The following is a 15674-nucleotide window of genomic DNA, read 5'->3' on the forward strand; positions in this document are numbered from 1 at the left end:
CCATCAAAGTTTGGTTGATTGCTTCTGTAGCCATGTCTTAAGACTATTGTATGCTTGCAACCACTTTTTATAATCTTCTTGTTTAATTTCGTTTCCATCATAGCGTAAATCAATAAAATGTTGTGAGTAAGGTCTTTCAACAGTATTAAGCCAATCAAGAACGATGGGAAATTTTTGAACTGCTGTATATAAGCGACTATGGCATCTCACAGCGTTAGTAAGACAGTGCTTTGGGTTTTTAATAGTATGACCTGGATTATTAGAGTCTGTTTTCCACTCTTGGGATGCATTTTGGGGTAAAGATGCCATAATCATCCGCTTTAGAAGGCATTCAATTACAATTCCACCAAGATGCATAGAAGCTATTTGGCGGTTATTTTTATCTAAAATAATTTGATCTTGATGACGTTCCAAAAACGCTCCTTGATAATCTTCCATTCACACCAATGTCTAGTTTATTAAAATTTATTATTTAGAACAAAAAAATTAAAAGAGTGAGCCGAAACCCACTCTTCCATCTTACTGAAAATTAACAAATCGATGATTTAAGGAGCCAAAGCGTTACCCCGGAGCAAACTACCAATGGTTTTGGCGGTAATTTTCATTTGCACCAATGGATTGGCGGGTACCACGGTTTTGTACAGGTAACTGTCGAAAGTTAGCTTTTGCACATCGATGTCGGAACACATTTCCACGAAGGCTTCCCTGGTGGCATCGGTGCGATAGAAGACCCGTTGCAGAATATCCAACACCAAATAGGTAGCGCCGTAGCGTTTATCCCATTGTTTGATGTACTGTTTCAGATCGGCTTCGGTGGGCACCCGTTGGCCATTATTGCTGGTGGCCACAATGGTTTCCGCACACATACGGGCGGATTTAGCGGCAAAGTAAATACCTTCCCCGGAGGATTTGGTGACGGTACCAGCGGCATCTCCCACTAGGGCTACTCGACCAACCACCCGCCGGGGCCGGGGATGTTCTGGAATGGGATGGGCTTCCACTTTGATGATTTCTCCGCCCTCGAGCTTTTTGGCGGCCCGGGTGCGAATACCCGCTTGCAAATCCTTAATGCGGGCTTTGTTCACCTTCATGGTGCCGGTGCCCACCGCCACGTGGTCATATTTTGGGAATACCCAGGCGTAGAAATCCGGAGAAACGTCATCGCCCACATACATTTCTGCTAGTTCATCGTAGTAGGCCATTTTGTCTTCCGGCAGACGAATCCGCTCTTGGAAGGCGATCGCATAGTTGTAATCCCCAGCGTCAATGGCTTTGGCAATGCGAGAGTTAGCGCCATCAGCTCCAATCACCACATCCACTTTCAGGGTTTTCATTTCCCCAGTGGTGCCACCAACGCTGTGGTCGGCGTAGTGGAGGGTGTAGGGATCGCTATCCTTGCTGGGAATGTCTAATTTATAAACGGTGCCATTAATGACTTTTGTACCCAGTTTCTCCGCCCGTTCCCGGAGAAAACCATCCAGCACTTCCCGACGACACATACCAATATATTCGTCGTCCTTGAGGGTCTGGCCGATGTTGACCTCAATGTTGGAAGGAGAGATCATTTTCATCTTCCGTACCCGGCGGTCAATGATTTCCGGGGGCAGATCAAACTCATCCACCATACAGAGGGGAATTGCTCCACCACAGGGTTTGGCGTTGTCTAGCTTACGCTCAAACAGGTAGGTTTCAATTCCGGCTTTTACTAAAATTTCGGCGGCGGAAGAACCAGCGGGGCCTCCTCCAACGACTGCTACCCGTAATACCAAAGCCTTTCTCCTAAATTTCTTTTAATAAAAAAAGTGAGCGAGCACGGATCGCATCCTATCATGGTCTTTTTGCTTAGGGGTAGGCGATCGCCGCTGGGACGGCAAAGTTGCAATAGAGCTTTACAAAACCGTTACAAAACTTCATGCTAAGCCTGGTCACCATAGTATTAACCCAGTTTTAACCATTGATTTGACCGAGGTAAGAATGACAGTTTTCCCCAGCAGCAGGGGGAGAAGGCAAAAAGCTTCTTTTTTTTCCTAAAATAGTTTTGAGCCAATTACTATCAGTGATTTTCCCGAATCTATAGCGCTGAGCTAGGCTGGAACAACCTGGTTTTCAATTGGATTTTGGCAACTATTGCGACTAAACGAACCTGCGACTATGGCCCCATCAATTTCCTCTGTTACCCAACCTTTGGTTTCCATGGCGATCGCCCCCACGGTGGTGATTCGTAGTGCTTTGGCTAAAGCGGGGGAACATTTGCAAAAATTGGGGAGTAAGGGCCTAGCCGTAACGGGCAGCCACTCTGCTGAGTTGGGGGAAAAGTCTTTACAAACATTGCAGAAAAATTATGGTCTGACCCTGCCCTTGGCCAGCTATTTACCTGACTGCGCCGAGTCTTCCCTCGAACAGTTGCGGCGACGGGTTCACCAGGAACAGCCGGATTTTATCCTAGGTATTGGGGGAGGCAAAGCCCTAGATACGGCTAAGTTGTTGGCCCATCAAACCCAATTGGCGATCGCCACAGTGCCCACCTCGGCCGCTACCTGTGCGGGCTGGACTGCTTTGGCCAATGTTTACAGCGAAACGGGGGCTTTCCGTTATGACGTGGCCCTAGACCGATGCCCGGATTTATTGATTGTGGATTATGAATTGATCCAACGGGCGGAACCAAGATTACTAGTTGCTGGCATTGGAGATGCGATCGCCAAATGGTATGAAGCGTCCGTTAGTAGTGGTCAATCCAGCGATACTTTCACCGTGGCCGCTGTACAACAAGCTCGAATTTTGCGGGATATTCTTTTCCAAAAATCCGCTGAAGCCCTAGCCAAACCGGGTAGCGAAACCTGGCGGGAAGTGGTGGATGCCAGTTTGTTGATGGCGGGGGTAATCGGTGGTTTGGGTGGTGCTAACTGCCGCACTGTCGCGGCCCATGCAGTCCACAATGGTTTGACCCAATTGCCCCAGGCCCACCATGCCCTCCACGGGGAAAAAGTCGCCTATGGCATTTTGGTGCAGTTACGCCTAGAAGAATTGGTTAGCGGTAATCAACTCGCCGCTACTGCCCGCCGCCAATTACTGAGCTTTTACGATGAGATAGGTTTACCCAAAACCCTGCAAGATCTGGGTCTGGGACGAGTTTCCCTGGAGGAATTACGACAGACGGCGGAATTTACCTGTTTACCCAATTCGGACATTCACCGCTTACCCTTTACTGTGACCCCAGAAACGTTGATGGCGGCCATGGTTTCCACCCTAGTGGAGGAACAAAGTACTCGCCAATTATTTGCCCAAATTCAAGATAATTCCGGTCTTTAAATGTGAATGATCAAAAATGTTAACCGTTACTAATTATCCCCACACTAATTATCCCCACATTCGTAAAATAGACGACCAGCCAGCCCATCTGGAAAGATTGCCTCGCATTCAAGTTGCCCATATTGTGATGGACTATCTTTCCCATGGTTGGTCTTTGGATGAAATGTGCCGCCAACATCCCTATCTAAAGCCTTCGGAAGCATATTCTGCTATGGGCTATTATTTCGATCATCAAGAAGAAGTTGATCAACAGATTCAAGAACAGTGGCAGTCAATCCAGGAAGCAGATTCTCAACCAAAATCACCTTTTTACTCCCGTCTGAGAAGCAGAGGTATTTTATAAGTGACGGTTAATATTTATTTAGATGTCCATGTTCCCCTGGAGATTGGTGATCAGTTACGCCATTGATTAAAAACTTATGCAAGGTTTACTGCTCATTTTTTTGATAGGAACAGGATTAATTTTTTTCCTGCAAAATCGACAGCCCATACAACTAAATTTTTTCGGCACCACTGCTGAGTCTGCCCTAGCTAGCTTCACCTTGCCCCTGGGGTTGTGGGTAGTACTATTCCTCACCCTGGGAGTTTTCACCAGTGTGCTGATCAATGTCCTGAGTTCCCTAGGTCAACCCAAAGCCAGGCCCCAAAATTTTCGCCCCAATCCCCCCCGGCGATCGCCATCGGAATCCTTTGAGCCACCGCCGCCCCCCACCACTCCCCCTAGTCCCCAACGGGCACCGCAACCAGTCACCATGGCAGAAGAATGGGATTGGGATGAGCCAGAACCGGATTTGGCTGATTGGTCTGACCCCAAACCCCCGGCTCGACCCCGGCCCACTGTCCAAGATTCCCCCCGCCCTGCCCCCAGGAATAGGGAAAAATTTCCGCCGGAAACAATAGGGCCCACTCCATCGATAGCCTCTGATGATGACCAAGGCGATCGAAATGATCAAGGAGATAATCTGCCCCCTCTTGCCCAAGAGGAAATAATTTCCCCACCTCCCAGGGAGCCTTTACCGGATCTGAGACAATTTGAAGCTCCCCAAACCCCCCAAAACACGAAACGGGAGGGTACTATTTATTCTCAGCAATATCGCCCAGCCCGGCCTAAAGCTGAGAAAAACGAGCCCTCAGACACCAAGCCTCCCCGTCCAAGTGGTGTATATGATGCTCCCTACCGGGTAATTAATTCGGCTCCCAATTCCCCCGTGGCAGAAGAAAATAACGGGGCTGATGAGGAAGAAGATTGGATTTAAGCTGTTCGGCAATCCCGGCGATTATCTCGCCCATACTTTTGCTTAGGAGATTGGAGTTAGGCTTGGAAAGTCCCCCAATCCGCTAGGCTATCAAAAAGAGCAGGGTCTATGGGCCACTGTGTCCCCACCATTGCCGCTGTTACTTCCGTCCAGTCAAACCGCCGTGAGCCAAGATCTACCCGCCTCTCCCAATTATTTTCGCCCGGTATTCTTCTCTACCTTTTTGACCATTTTTTTGGCGGAAATGGGTGATAAAACCCAGCTCAGTACCCTGCTAATCAGCGCTGAGTCCCAATCTCCCTGGGTGGTGTTTGCCGGCTCGGCCCTCGCCCTCATCTCCACGAGCCTGTTGGGGGTTTCCCTGGGGTATTGGATTGCCCGCCGCCTTGATCCGCAAATCCTCGATTTCTGTGTGGCTCTGTTACTGCTCCTCATTGCTGGGTTGCTGATGGGGGACGTGGTCAGCGCCTAGGCTCACCACCACAAATATCCGACATTGGATTTCATTCTCCTTACCGAAAACCGCCTTAAAGCCCCCAGCTTTAGCCATGGGGAGTATGGCAACCTTGGGGCAATCTGCTCCCTTCCGAGTTTTTGTTAGACTACGTAAATTGTTGATTGATTTGTTGAGTTAGACAAGTCTTTTTTTTCTGTTTTTACTTCGCTAAATTCTATGACTGCCCAAGCCAACAACACAATCTACGGTTTTTCTGCCAATGCCTTGGATGGTTCCCCCGTAGCTCTGAGGGACTTTGAAGGTAAAGTGCTGTTAATTGTCAACACCGCCAGTCAATGTGGCTTCACTCCCCAATACCAAGGACTCCAGGCTCTATACAATCAATTCGGCGATCGGGGTTTTACGGTGCTTGGTTTTCCCTGTAATCAGTTTGGCCAGCAGGAACCCGGTGGCTCAGGGGAAATTAAAAACTTTTGCGAAACCCGTTATGGAGTAACTTTTCCCCTATTTGAAAAAGTGGAAGTCAATGGTCCCAACGCCCATCCCCTATTTAAGTTTTTAACCGCAGCTAGCCCTGGTATGGCCATTCCTTTTTTGGGTGGTGCGGAGGACATTAAATGGAATTTCACTAAGTTTTTGGTCGATCGCCAAGGTAAAGTGGTCAAACGCTACGGTTCCATCGCCAAACCAGATGAAATTGCGGCGGACATCGAAAAATTGTTGTAATTTTCTGACCCCATTCCCGCAAAATTTTGCCTACTAACAAAGACCAATTTGAACGCTTAAAGGCTGAGGCCGAGGCTCCCTATCGAGGTTTCCGCAAATTTATCTACCTGGGTTTGGGGGCTTCCGGCCTGATTGGCGTATTTATTTTTAGCCTCCGACTGCTGGCCGGCTACGACCCGACGGAGATTTTGCCCAATTTGGCCCTCCAACTGGGGGTAGTGGCCCTGATGACTTGGCTATTTCGCTGGGAATCGAGCAAAAACCAGGGCAACAATGGAGACAATTAGAATGCGTCCTCTCCCCTAGAAATTTTGGCGATCGCCTGGTCAAAATTCATTCCGGTGTGACCAGGGGTTTAATCATCAGGGCATCAATTATCAATGAACTGCAACGCATTAAGAAACGTGCGGGCCGCATTATCTCTGGTGCTGGTCAAGGGTTGTATGATCCCCATGGCATAGATTTTATTCCCGACTAAATAGGCACGAAAAGTCACTCTTGCTGTGTCACTTTCAAAAGTAAATTCCGAGCCTTGATAATCCCCCAAAGTTACCGGGCGCTCATTCATGAGGGAAAAGGTTTCCGTCGGGGCTACCCTGGCCTGCATAGCGGTGAACAGTGCTGCAGGGTCGTCAATTTGTTGCTCAGTTAACCCTGTGGCATAGGCCGCCACATAACGATGGTCGTTGTCGGTGCTGGTCAAGGTTTGAAAATTTAAATCCCCTTCAGCGGTAGCAATGACAACGTTATCCTGGGCCAAAATTCCTGGGGGCATCCAAAAAGAAACATTACCCTGGCTAAAAACAATTAACTGCCAATTGTTAGCATTGGTGCGGATAGGCGGTACACCGCTGGGGGGACGTTGGAACCGCAGAGTGTCCTGGGATTGGGGACGACCCGTTTCAAAAAAACTCCGCAGATCTTGGTTGGGGGACTGGGCCATTACTTGGCCTGTGGTTGATCCTCCCACAACAGTGGCGATCGCCGTGGCGACAAATAGTGAGTACTTCATAAAAAAGCCTTTAAATTCAACAAAACTCAAACAGTTAGTTCACTAGCCCAAATCTTGGTCATCGGCTCCCGGCCTGGCCACAACATTGGTGCCCGGAGCATCTGTGACCGGATGCCAAATGGTCAAACCGAGTAAATGCTTAGGAGTGGGGGCGCTGGCAAAGAGGGAAATCCCTAAACCTAGCAGAACAGCCAGGGGAGCAGTGACCGCCGATCGCCAAATGCCAGGGAAAGTAAGCCAACCGGCATTGGAAGCAATAATTACCAGTAAAACCGCCGCCACGGTGCCGTAAAAAGCACCCAGAGGATTAATGCGGGGAAACAAGACCCCCATCAAAAAAATTCCCAACAGCGGTCCCAAAAACATGGTGGTATAGGACACCAAGAATTCTAGTAGATCCTGCCCGGTGGAAGCGGCATAAATAGCGGAAAAAATTGCCACTACGCCCCAGACAATAATTAACCCCTGGGCCACCCGGACTGAGCGCATTTCGCTGGCTTGAATATTTATGTAACGGTCGTAAAAGTCCACCGTCATGCAAGTGGCCAAGGAATGCAAAGCAGAATCGATGGAAGACATGGCCGCCGCAAAAATCGCCGCCACGAGGAATCCCGATGCCCCAGGGGGGACTTGGTTGACAATGAAATAGGAAAGGATTTCATCGGGTTTGATATTTCCTGGTAACCCTCCCTGGAGTTGGTAAAAGCTGAATAGCAAAACCCCTAGTAACAGGGTGGCCCCTACTCCTAAAACGCCGGAAAACCAACCGAGAAAGATGGCTTTGCGGGCTGATTGCTCATCGGCACAGGAAACATAACGCTGGACTGACTGTTGATTAGTCCCCGCCACCGCAAAAGCTAAAATGCCGTAGGCGATCAACGCTGTGGGTAGAGAACGAATGGAAGCGGGATCCCAATCAAAATTAAATACCACCAACTTGCCGTTTTCCCCAGCAATGCGCCACAGTTCCCCAAAACCCCCTGGCACAGCGGTAACTGCGGCCCAAATGCCCGCCCCCAAACCGACGAAAATCATGCCAAATTGCAACACGTCCGTCCAAACTACGGCGGTGATTCCCCCGGCAACGGTGTAAATAATCGAAACCACCCCCACCATCAAAATGGCAGTATTCGTACTAATGCCAGTTAGCACCGATAACACCAGGGCGGCGGCGTATAAAAGTCCCCCTAGGCGGGCAATGACAAACAGCAGAAAACAAAGGGAACCGAGGGAACGGGTTTTGGCATCGAAGCGCCTTTCCAAATATTCGTAGGCAGTGGTGAGATTGAGCCGGACAAAAAATGGCAAAAAGACAGCAATGACTAAGCCGTAGCCAATTAAATCTCCCAATTGCAGTTGCAAATATAAAAAGCCGTGGCCGTAACCCTCCCCCGGGCCTCCCAGCAAAGAAGCGGCGGAAAAAGAGGTGGCAATGATGGAAAAACCTAGGGCCCACCAGGGAATTTGCTTTGCACCCCGGAAATATTCATCGGTATTATCTTGTTTGCGACTGGCGATCGCCCCAATGGCAATGACAATCGCCGAATAGACCAGCACAATGGCCCAGTCAATCATGCCCATGAAAAATCAAACTCCTTGGCAATGTGGCAATATTCCACCCTACAGGTTTTGGGACGTACAGCATCGCCAGATTGATCCCAACTACAGGGAATGAAAGTGAAAAAGTCTGTTTTTTCCGACAGAGGAAAGAGTTTGATTGGTTTTAACTATAAACAGGCAGCCAAAATGTCCTGTTCCAGGGTACCAATGGTGCTGATTTCCTTTAAGCCCTGCAACGTTAAGTCAATATTGTTACCACTGCGGGCCACTGGCGATCGGGGAACGAGGTTCAGGGCAAAACGGCTGGGGGGCTGCTCCCCATAGGGATCTTCCACTACCAAATCCAACGCTTGGGCAGAGACGGCGCCATGGGTACAAGCAAACTCAGACTGGTAAGCGAAAAAAGCCCCCCTCAGTTGATTGCCCCGTACCTGAAAGATGAAATATTCCTGGCCCACTACCCCCGGCTGAGCAGATTCACCATAAAAATGAACACCTTGGCGCAGAGGAAAATTCTGGGCTGCAACGGCCATTGGTGTGATTAAATTTCCTAGTCCCATAAGGGCAAAGCTTAGTAGGGCGGTGGAAAATTTAGCCAGGCGATCGCCGCTGCCTGGAAGTAGGAAAAGTAACATAATTTTGTAGGTGGGAGGAGTAAGGTTAATGATCAAATCCTTACTTCTAACTTAACAATCATTCACGAAACTGAGCTTCCCCCGATAGTATGATGATCCAAAAATTAACAAACTTTCATTAATTTACCGATGGCAATCGTCAATAATGCGGACTATATTGCAGATCGTCAGTGACCATCTCGGCAGTTTTTAATCCAGCGAGACCCATAACCATGGATAAAGCCATTCGGAAAACTTTTGCCTATCTTCGTCCAGGGGTCATCCTAGTCACTTGCTTGCTGAGCCTATTCTTTTTTGTTCGGCCTGCCCTGGCTTTTTGTGGTTTTTATGTAGCCCAGGCTGACACTAGTCTTTATAACCATGCGTCCCAGGTAATTATTGCCAAAGACGGCGATCGGACAGTGCTAACCATGGCCAACGATTACCAAGGGAAAGCCCAAGATTTTGCCCTTGTTGTGCCGGTTCCGGTGGTGCTACAGGAAGACCAAGTAAACGTAGGGGAGAGAAAAATTATTGAGCGTTTAGACAATTTTAGTGCCCCCCGTTTAGTGGAATATTTTGACGATAATCCCTGTGAAACCTACGGCGGCCGTCAATTTATGGATGCAATGCCAGCGGCCCCCAGCATGACCAGAGGATTGCAAGAAAAAATAAGCAATGAAGCGTTGGGAGTCACCATTGAAAATCAGTTTTCGGTAGGAGAATACGACATTCTCATCCTCAGTGCTAAGGAATCCAATGGCCTAGAAACTTGGTTAAACCAAAATAATTACCGCATTCCCCCTGGAGCTACCGATGTATTGGGAGCATATATTAAACAAGGGCTAAAGTTTTTTGTTGCTAAAGTCAACCTGAAAGAATTCGATCGCCAAGGATTTCAAGCCCTGCGGCCGCTGATGATGGCCTACGAATCCCCGCGGTTTATGTTGCCCATCCGTTTAGGTATGGTGAATGCAGATGGCCCCCAAGAATTAATCGTTTATCTACTCTCTCCCCAAGGAGCGGTGGAAGTTACCAACTATCGCACTGAAAAAATTCCCTCTAACTTGGATTTACCTGAATTTGTCCAGGGGGAATTTGGCCAGTTCTATGGCGCTATGTTCGACACTGCTTACAAACGCTCTGGTAAAAATGTTGCTTTTCTGGAATATTCCTGGGACATGGGCAGTTGCGATCCCTGTTCAGCGGACCCCCTTTCCCCCCAAGAATTGAAAGAAGCCGGAGTATTTTGGTTAGACCAACCCAGTGCTAGCCCTAATCCATCCTTCCGGGGTATGCCTTTCCCCGGCAACAGCAATGTGTTCATCACCCGTTTACATTTACGCTACACCCCCGACAAATTCCCGGAGGATTTACGTTTTCAAAACACCGCTAACCAGGAATTGTTCCAAGGGCGTTATGTCCTCCGGCGTCCCTATCGTGGGGAAATGAATTGCACCGCTGCCAACGCCTATCGTCAAACGGTGCAAAAACGCCAACGGGAAGAAGCTAAAACCCTCGCTAACTTGACCGGTTGGCCCCTGACGGAAATTGAGGACAAAATTAACTATCTGGAAGGCCCCCGGGATTCTATTCCCTGGTGGCGTAAACTCTGGCCCCGTTAAAGTTGAAGTAATTTATACATCTCAATTGCCATGGATCCCTTAACCAAATTAGTTTTAAGCGTCACTACCTTGCCCGTTCTTTCCGCCCTGGGCTTAGCCCGTTGCCTTGGTCAACGCAGTGAGGCCCTGGGTAAACTTTCCGAAGAAGTGTTCCGAGGCGATCGCCTGCCGGTGTTACCCTTTCCCGTCGAAGAAGAAGCAGGTTAAAGTGAATACTCCCCCCAAACCTTGGCTGGGGATAGCGGGTGAGTTGTATTTGACTAAAACTTTATGGGTCATTTTCCCCACAAACTGCGGGTGCTGTTGAGCGTTTACTTTGCCCAAATGGTGGAGTACCGGGCAGAAATTTTCTTTTGGATTTTGTCCGGCTCCCTGCCTCTAATTTTGATGGGCGTGTGGGTGAAAGCAGCGGAGAGTGGCGACTTTACCCTTGACGCGATCCAGGTGGCCCGGTATTTTTTTGCTGTCTTTGTGGTGCGCCAGATGACCACCATCTGGGTGATTTGGGAATTTGAAAAGGAAGTGCTGGAAGGGGTTTTATCTTTCCGTTTACTGCAACCCCTAGATCCGGTGTGGCATCACATTGCCCGCCACTGGGCCGAAAAAATGACCCGCCTGCCTATTCTGGCTATTTTGACTGTTCTTTTTTTCTCCCTCTATCCCGAAGCTTTTTGGTTGCCCGATCCCTGGCATTTTCTCCAAGGGCTAATTGGCATTGTCTGTTCCTTTACCTTGTACTTTTTGATTCAGTACACCTTTGCCCTCTGTGCCTTTTGGACGGAACGGGCCAGCGCCCTCCAAGACCTCTGGTTTTTGTTTTATATTTTTCTGTCGGGCGTTATTGCTCCCCTAGAGACCTTTCCCGACGCAGTACGGCAAATTGTTTTACTCACCCCGTTCCCCTACGGTGTTTACTTCCCCGCCGCCGCTTTGGTGGGTTTACCTTTGCCCTTCTTCAAGAGTTTATTAATTATTGGTGTTTGGATTGGCGTATTTGCCCTGCTTAACCGTTGGCTATGGCGACAGGGTTTGAAACAATATTCTGGCATGGGAGCGTAGAGCCAGGGCCCTTTGCCTGGTTTGAGGTTACCATTCTCAATTGACCTACTAAAGTGACCCCAATGCTGGGGAATTTTTTTCTAGCTTCTCCCCCGACTTGGGATTCAATTCCCCCATTTAATTGGAGCTTGGCCTAACTTTTTTCAGTGGAGACAATAGTCGGGAATGCAGTTTTGCTCCATATATTCATGGTACTTTTGAATTTGCTTGTCACATTGCTCCTGGGTCCAGCCACAATGGTCTGTTAACGTTTGGCAAATGCCGGCCAGGGCGCTAAAGCCATAATCGTTAGTCACCATGGCGATCGCCGTACGTCGTCGACAAATATCCACCAAGGTGTGGGCCATTTCTGCTTGTACTGCAAAAACAACTTGGGCTTTGATATCCGGCAAGGAAGGAATAATCCTTTCCCCCAACTCCGGCGCTCCGTGGACTAAGGCTAAAATGTCTCCAGCCCTGGCTCCGTAAAGGCAAAATAAATGTTGAATAGAATGACGCTCCAAATGATTGCCATATTTATCCATGGCAGTTTCCAAGGACAGGGGATAGGCTTCTGCCCCCGGTAAAGGTTGGGTCAGGGTGGGGCAGAGAGGAGCAGAGCGTCCCAGCTTGCCATAAACCTTATCCACCATTTCTTCTCCCACCTGGCGATAGGTGGTCAACTTACCGCCAATTAGGGAAATCAAATTATTAACTCCGTCTTGACTATGGTCATAAAGAATATGGTTGCGGGTAATACTGCCGGCCTTTTTGCCATCGGTGTAGGGCAGAGGGCGCACCCCGGAATAGGTGAAACGCACATCCTGCCTGGTTAACTGAGCTGCTGGCATCACCCGGTTAGTTTCCGCAATCAGGTAATCAATCTCGTCATCACTGGCTTTAACCCTGTCGAGGGAACCATCATAGCGGTGGTCCGTGGTACCAATCAGATATTTACCCAACCAGGGAATGATGAAATAGGGCCGCTTATCCACAAACGCTTCCACATATAAGGCTGAAGCGGGGGCTCCAGGGAAGGGATCCACCACAATATGACTTCCTTTGGTACCGCCAATTTTTCTCTCTTTGAGAATAGAAATCGATTCAGATCCCCGACGGGCTAGGGCGCAGACCTCATCTACCCAAGGGCCAGCGGTGTTAATAACGATCGCCTGGCCACTATTAACAGTAAATTTTTCTCCGCTCAGTTGATCCTGGCAATGGATGGCGGTAATCAGGTTATTTTCCCCTTTCTCCAACCCCTTCACAGCCACATAGTTGAGCATGGCCGCCCCGGCCTTTTGGGCCGATAGGGTAACTTCTAAATCTAACCGTTCCGCATATTCCACCTGGCCGTCAAAATATTGGGCTCCCCCTTTTAAGCCTTTTTTCTCCGCCGCTCGGAACAGTTGCTGGAACTGTTGGGGGCTTAACATCCTATGGGAAGGGAGGGTTTTATCAAAACTGAGGATGTCGTAAAGAATCATGCCCGCCTGAATTTCCCAATAGGCCCGGCTCGACCAGTCGTACACCGGAATGGTCAACTGGAGGGGCTGGACCAAATGGGGGGCGGTGTGGAGCAGAACTTCCCTTTCCCGCAGGGATTCCCGCACCAGATTAAATTCAAAATATTCCAGATAGCGCAGGCCGCCATGGATTAAGCGGGTGGACCAACTACTCGTACCACTGGCGAAATCATCCTTTTCGATCAGGAGGGTTTTGAGTCCCCGCAAAGCTCCGTCCCGGGCCGTGCCAACCCCGTTAATGCCTCCCCCAATCACAATTAGGTCATAGGCCGTATTTTGGATTTCTGGGAAATTACGCATGGCTGGGTAATGCTCCAATGAGGAATAAATCGTGCAATTAGTGCAATGAAATGTAAAAAATCCCCCTAAACTCTAACTCTGGGCAATTTTTAGGGGGTTTGGACAATGGTTATTTGGTTACCATCCGCCGACCACAACTGGCATTGGCGATCGCCTACATTTGGGGGGGCTCTCCCAGTACCACATCGGCGTAGGCTTCCCGCAGTAGGTGATTGGCCCATTGTTGAACGTCGTAACGCTTAATGGCGGCGTACATTCTCTCCATGCGTTTTTTCTGTTCGTCTTTGTCCATGGCCAGGGCCTGGTCAATGGATTCGTCCATACGGCTGGAAGCGTAGGGGTTAGTCAACACCGCATCGGGTAGTTCCACCGCACAACCGGCAAATTCCGAGAGGATCAGAACTCCTTCTTCGCCATTTTTAGCGACCACATACTCCTTAGCCACCAGGTTTAGCCCATCCCGCAGGGGGGTGATCCAGGCAATGTCGGCGGCACAGAACAGGGCAATGAGCTCCTCATAGGCTAAAGGAGAGGTGAACAGCATCACTGGTGTCCAGGACAGTTTGGCGAAGCGGCCGTTAATTTTCCCTGCCAGTCGTTCAATTTCGTTTTGGGCGTTGCGGTAAATACGCATTCCCTCAGCGGCCTTGGCTACGGGGACTACCAGGCTAATTTCCCCCTGCAATTCGGGGCGACGCTCCAGTAGACGTTCATAGCACATCAACATTTCCTTGGTGCCCTTCACGTAATCCACCCGCCCAGCGGAAACAATTAGCCTCTTACCGCCTAAATCTTGTTTAATTTCGGCAACTTTCTGTTGCACACTTTCTTTGGCCACGATCGCCCGGATATTTGCCGGATTGGTGCCCACGGGAAACGCATCGAGGTTAATGAGGCGATCGCCATAGCGCAACTGGGTGGTGAGTTCCGGTTCCGCCAGGGCCGTACCGTAGGGGGTAAAGGCTTGGTCTACCACAACCCGTCTGGTGATTTCCACCGGCTTGAGACTACGGGCCACGGCGACAAAATTTTCTACGTAGCGGGGAATATGAAAACCACAGAGATCACAGGCCAGCAAGCTTTCTACGATCGCCTCCCGCCAGGGCAAAATATTGAAAATATCAACGCTGGGGAAGGGGGTGTGGTGGAAAAAGGCAATCTTGGCGTTGGGCTTGAGCTGACGAATGTAAAGGGGCGCTAACCAGAGGTTATAGTCGTGGACCCAAAACAACGCATTGTCATCGGCATCGGCACAGGCCGCCTCGGCAAATAAGCGGTTAATGTGCTGAAAATTATCCCAATCAGAAGAATCGTAGGTGAACTGCCAGGGGAAAGAGTGGAGAATGGGCCAAAAGGCTTCCTTGGAAGTTATGTGATAGAAGTTTTTCACCTGCTCCGCCGTCAGGGGTACCCGGCGCACCGTACAACGATCGCCAAGGCCTTCAATGGACATATCCGCCTGAAAATCATCCTTTTGCTTCGGCGAAACCTGTTTCCATGCGACCCAGGTGCTCTGTTCCGCATCGGCAAAAAAACTTTTTAGGGTGGGCAAAATCCCGTTGGGACTCTTTTTCTCTCGATACACCGTTTTGCCATTTTCCCTAACTTCGTCGTAGGGCTCACGGTGGTAAAGGATCACAAGGGATGAATTCATAAAATCAGCGGTCTCCAAAATCAAGAATCAAACAAAGTAACTATTGGGTAGGTCTAGTACGGCTAATGCACCCGACTTCCCGGAACCCAAGTTAATTCCCGCCGGGGCATTTTAGTACGTTGAATAAAACTTTTCACCGCTAATATCGGTACAGAAAAATTGATTACGTCCTGGGCGAGTCCACAGACATCGCGTTCCCCCGTGGGGGCAATTACGGTAACGGCTCATAAATCTTTGTTAAAGATTACTTAACCCGTCAGTAAAATGCCGTAACACTAATTACCTTTTCCCCTTACTCCAGAGGAGAACAGCAGCGGCAAGCCACCAATCTCTGGTTTTTGGAAAGCCGCCCCTGGACTATGGAAAAAGTAGTTACTTGTTAAGTATAGTAACAGAAAAAGCTTTTCTGGCAAGATTTCTGCTTCTGGAGTTGGGGGTATCCTCTGGAAATTTACCCATCGATTGCGGTAAATTCTATTTTTTTTGTTAACCTTAAAACTATTGCCATGGGCAGGGTAAATTGATTTTTTCTTGTTGTTTGATCCCATTTTCCAGTCTTTTTGACTTCCATTCAGTCAGGATAATTTTTGCAGTTTT

The 15674-nt window shown here is 49.0% G+C and carries 17 protein-coding genes; 9 read left to right on the plus strand and 8 right to left on the minus strand.

Annotated elements, in window-relative coordinates:
* Nucleotides 1–3 precede the first annotated feature (3 nt).
* Together BWK47_RS08860 and chlP are read right to left on the minus strand one after the other, a co-directional pair.
* The gene (locus BWK47_RS08860) at nucleotides 4–438 is read right to left on the minus strand and encodes a hypothetical protein (protein WP_162328364.1); all 435 of its coding nucleotides are present in this window, start codon (nucleotides 436–438) and stop codon (nucleotides 4–6) included.
* Between the two features lie 107 nt (nucleotides 439–545).
* Nucleotides 546–1769, minus strand: coding sequence for a geranylgeranyl reductase (gene chlP, locus BWK47_RS08865; protein ID WP_028948712.1), 1224 nt, complete (start codon nucleotides 1767–1769; stop codon nucleotides 546–548).
* Between the two features lie 382 nt (nucleotides 1770–2151).
* On the opposite strand from chlP, the gene BWK47_RS08870 reads away from it, so the two are divergent.
* The 6 genes from BWK47_RS08870 to BWK47_RS08895 all read left to right on the plus strand — a co-directional run bounded on the left by BWK47_RS08870 (nucleotide 2152) and on the right by BWK47_RS08895 (nucleotide 6035).
* Nucleotides 2152–3309 carry an iron-containing alcohol dehydrogenase family protein gene (locus BWK47_RS08870; protein WP_162328365.1) on the plus strand — a complete coding sequence of 386 codons (1158 nt, stop codon included), beginning with the start codon at nucleotides 2152–2154 and terminating at the stop codon, nucleotides 3307–3309.
* A 16-nt stretch (nucleotides 3310–3325) separates the two neighbouring features.
* Entirely contained in the window at nucleotides 3326–3652 is a 327-nt protein-coding gene (locus BWK47_RS08875; RefSeq protein ID WP_162328366.1) for a DUF433 domain-containing protein, read from the plus strand.
* A 76-nt stretch (nucleotides 3653–3728) separates the two neighbouring features.
* Nucleotides 3729–4565 (plus strand): lipopolysaccharide assembly protein LapA domain-containing protein, encoded by an 837-nt coding sequence (locus BWK47_RS08880; protein ID WP_162328367.1) that lies wholly within the window; start codon nucleotides 3729–3731, stop codon nucleotides 4563–4565.
* Between the two features lie 118 nt (nucleotides 4566–4683).
* Nucleotides 4684–5037: a TMEM165/GDT1 family protein gene (locus tag BWK47_RS08885; RefSeq protein ID WP_162328368.1), complete on the plus strand. Its 354-nt coding sequence runs from the start codon at nucleotides 4684–4686 to the stop codon at nucleotides 5035–5037.
* A gap of 201 nt (nucleotides 5038–5238) precedes the next feature.
* Nucleotides 5239–5748 carry a glutathione peroxidase gene (locus BWK47_RS08890; RefSeq protein ID WP_162328369.1) on the plus strand — a complete coding sequence of 170 codons (510 nt, stop codon included), beginning with the start codon at nucleotides 5239–5241 and terminating at the stop codon, nucleotides 5746–5748.
* A gap of 26 nt (nucleotides 5749–5774) precedes the next feature.
* On the plus strand, nucleotides 5775–6035 hold the full coding sequence (locus tag BWK47_RS08895) for a DUF3493 domain-containing protein (RefSeq protein ID WP_020862315.1): 261 nt from the start codon (nucleotides 5775–5777) through the stop codon (nucleotides 6033–6035).
* Nucleotides 6036–6118: 83 nt separating this feature from the next.
* Here BWK47_RS08895 and BWK47_RS08900 read toward each other — a convergent pair whose 3' ends face one another.
* From BWK47_RS08900 to BWK47_RS08910, 3 genes are all read right to left on the minus strand, one after another.
* Nucleotides 6119–6760: a hypothetical protein gene (locus tag BWK47_RS08900; RefSeq protein WP_162328370.1), complete on the minus strand. Its 642-nt coding sequence runs from the start codon at nucleotides 6758–6760 to the stop codon at nucleotides 6119–6121.
* Nucleotides 6761–6802: 42 nt separating this feature from the next.
* Entirely contained in the window at nucleotides 6803–8341 is a 1539-nt protein-coding gene (locus BWK47_RS08905; RefSeq protein WP_162328371.1) for a sodium:solute symporter, read from the minus strand.
* A 146-nt stretch (nucleotides 8342–8487) separates the two neighbouring features.
* Entirely contained in the window at nucleotides 8488–8955 is a 468-nt protein-coding gene (locus tag BWK47_RS08910) for a hypothetical protein (RefSeq protein WP_162329654.1), read from the minus strand.
* A 212-nt stretch (nucleotides 8956–9167) separates the two neighbouring features.
* On the opposite strand from BWK47_RS08910, the gene BWK47_RS08915 reads away from it, so the two are divergent.
* The 3 genes from BWK47_RS08915 to BWK47_RS08920 all read left to right on the plus strand — a co-directional run bounded on the left by BWK47_RS08915 (nucleotide 9168) and on the right by BWK47_RS08920 (nucleotide 11618).
* Nucleotides 9168–10559, plus strand: a complete 1392-nt coding sequence (locus BWK47_RS08915; RefSeq protein WP_162328372.1) for a DUF2330 domain-containing protein — start codon at nucleotides 9168–9170, stop codon at nucleotides 10557–10559.
* 30 nt (nucleotides 10560–10589) lie between these two features.
* On the plus strand, nucleotides 10590–10766 hold the full coding sequence (locus tag BWK47_RS16880; protein WP_204250397.1) for a hypothetical protein: 177 nt from the start codon (nucleotides 10590–10592) through the stop codon (nucleotides 10764–10766).
* 63 nt (nucleotides 10767–10829) lie between these two features.
* Entirely contained in the window at nucleotides 10830–11618 is a 789-nt protein-coding gene (locus tag BWK47_RS08920) for an ABC transporter permease (RefSeq protein WP_162328373.1), read from the plus strand.
* A 143-nt stretch (nucleotides 11619–11761) separates the two neighbouring features.
* Here the strand turns inward: BWK47_RS08920 and glpD are convergent, their stop codons facing one another.
* The 3 genes from glpD to ggpR form a co-directional block, all read right to left on the minus strand.
* Complete coding sequence (gene glpD / locus BWK47_RS08925; RefSeq protein ID WP_162328374.1) at nucleotides 11762–13423, minus strand: glycerol-3-phosphate dehydrogenase; 1662 nt, start codon at nucleotides 13421–13423, stop codon at nucleotides 11762–11764.
* Nucleotides 13424–13577: 154 nt separating this feature from the next.
* Complete coding sequence (gene ggpS, locus BWK47_RS08930) at nucleotides 13578–15077, minus strand: glucosylglycerol-phosphate synthase (protein WP_162328375.1); 1500 nt, start codon at nucleotides 15075–15077, stop codon at nucleotides 13578–13580.
* Between the two features lie 275 nt (nucleotides 15078–15352).
* Entirely contained in the window at nucleotides 15353–15625 is a 273-nt protein-coding gene (gene ggpR, locus BWK47_RS17310; RefSeq protein ID WP_265737875.1) for a glucosylglycerol biosynthesis transcriptional repressor GgpR, read from the minus strand.
* Between the last annotated feature and the right edge of the window lie 49 nt (nucleotides 15626–15674).

Origin of the sequence: Synechocystis sp. CACIAM 05 (genome assembly GCF_010222815.1) — a bacterium.
Classification (GTDB): Bacteria; Cyanobacteriota; Cyanobacteriia; order Cyanobacteriales; family Microcystaceae; genus Synechocystis.

Bases quoted from the DNA above. Each gene is read 5' to 3' on its own strand.
- BWK47_RS08860 (WP_162328364.1), bottom strand. From the start codon at position 438: ATGGAAGATTATCAAGGAGCGTTTTTGGAACGTCATCAAGATCAAATT.
- BWK47_RS08870 (WP_162328365.1), top strand. From the start codon at position 2,152: ATGGCCCCATCAATTTCCTCTGTTACCCAACCTTTGGTTTCCATGGCG.
- BWK47_RS08875 (WP_162328366.1), top strand. From the start codon at position 3,326: ATGTTAACCGTTACTAATTATCCCCACACTAATTATCCCCACATTCGT.
- BWK47_RS08880 (WP_162328367.1), top strand. From the start codon at position 3,729: ATGCAAGGTTTACTGCTCATTTTTTTGATAGGAACAGGATTAATTTTT.
- BWK47_RS08890 (WP_162328369.1), top strand. From the start codon at position 5,239: ATGACTGCCCAAGCCAACAACACAATCTACGGTTTTTCTGCCAATGCC.
- BWK47_RS08900 (WP_162328370.1), bottom strand. From the start codon at position 6,760: ATGAAGTACTCACTATTTGTCGCCACGGCGATCGCCACTGTTGTGGGA.
- BWK47_RS08905 (WP_162328371.1), bottom strand. From the start codon at position 8,341: ATGGGCATGATTGACTGGGCCATTGTGCTGGTCTATTCGGCGATTGTC.
- BWK47_RS08910 (WP_162329654.1), bottom strand. From the start codon at position 8,955: ATGTTACTTTTCCTACTTCCAGGCAGCGGCGATCGCCTGGCTAAATTT.
- BWK47_RS08915 (WP_162328372.1), top strand. From the start codon at position 9,168: ATGGATAAAGCCATTCGGAAAACTTTTGCCTATCTTCGTCCAGGGGTC.
- BWK47_RS16880 (WP_204250397.1), top strand. From the start codon at position 10,590: ATGGATCCCTTAACCAAATTAGTTTTAAGCGTCACTACCTTGCCCGTT.
- BWK47_RS08920 (WP_162328373.1), top strand. From the start codon at position 10,830: ATGGGTCATTTTCCCCACAAACTGCGGGTGCTGTTGAGCGTTTACTTT.
- glpD (WP_162328374.1), bottom strand. From the start codon at position 13,423: ATGCGTAATTTCCCAGAAATCCAAAATACGGCCTATGACCTAATTGTG.
- ggpS (WP_162328375.1), bottom strand. From the start codon at position 15,077: ATGAATTCATCCCTTGTGATCCTTTACCACCGTGAGCCCTACGACGAA.
- ggpR (WP_265737875.1), bottom strand. From the start codon at position 15,625: ATGGGATCAAACAACAAGAAAAAATCAATTTACCCTGCCCATGGCAAT.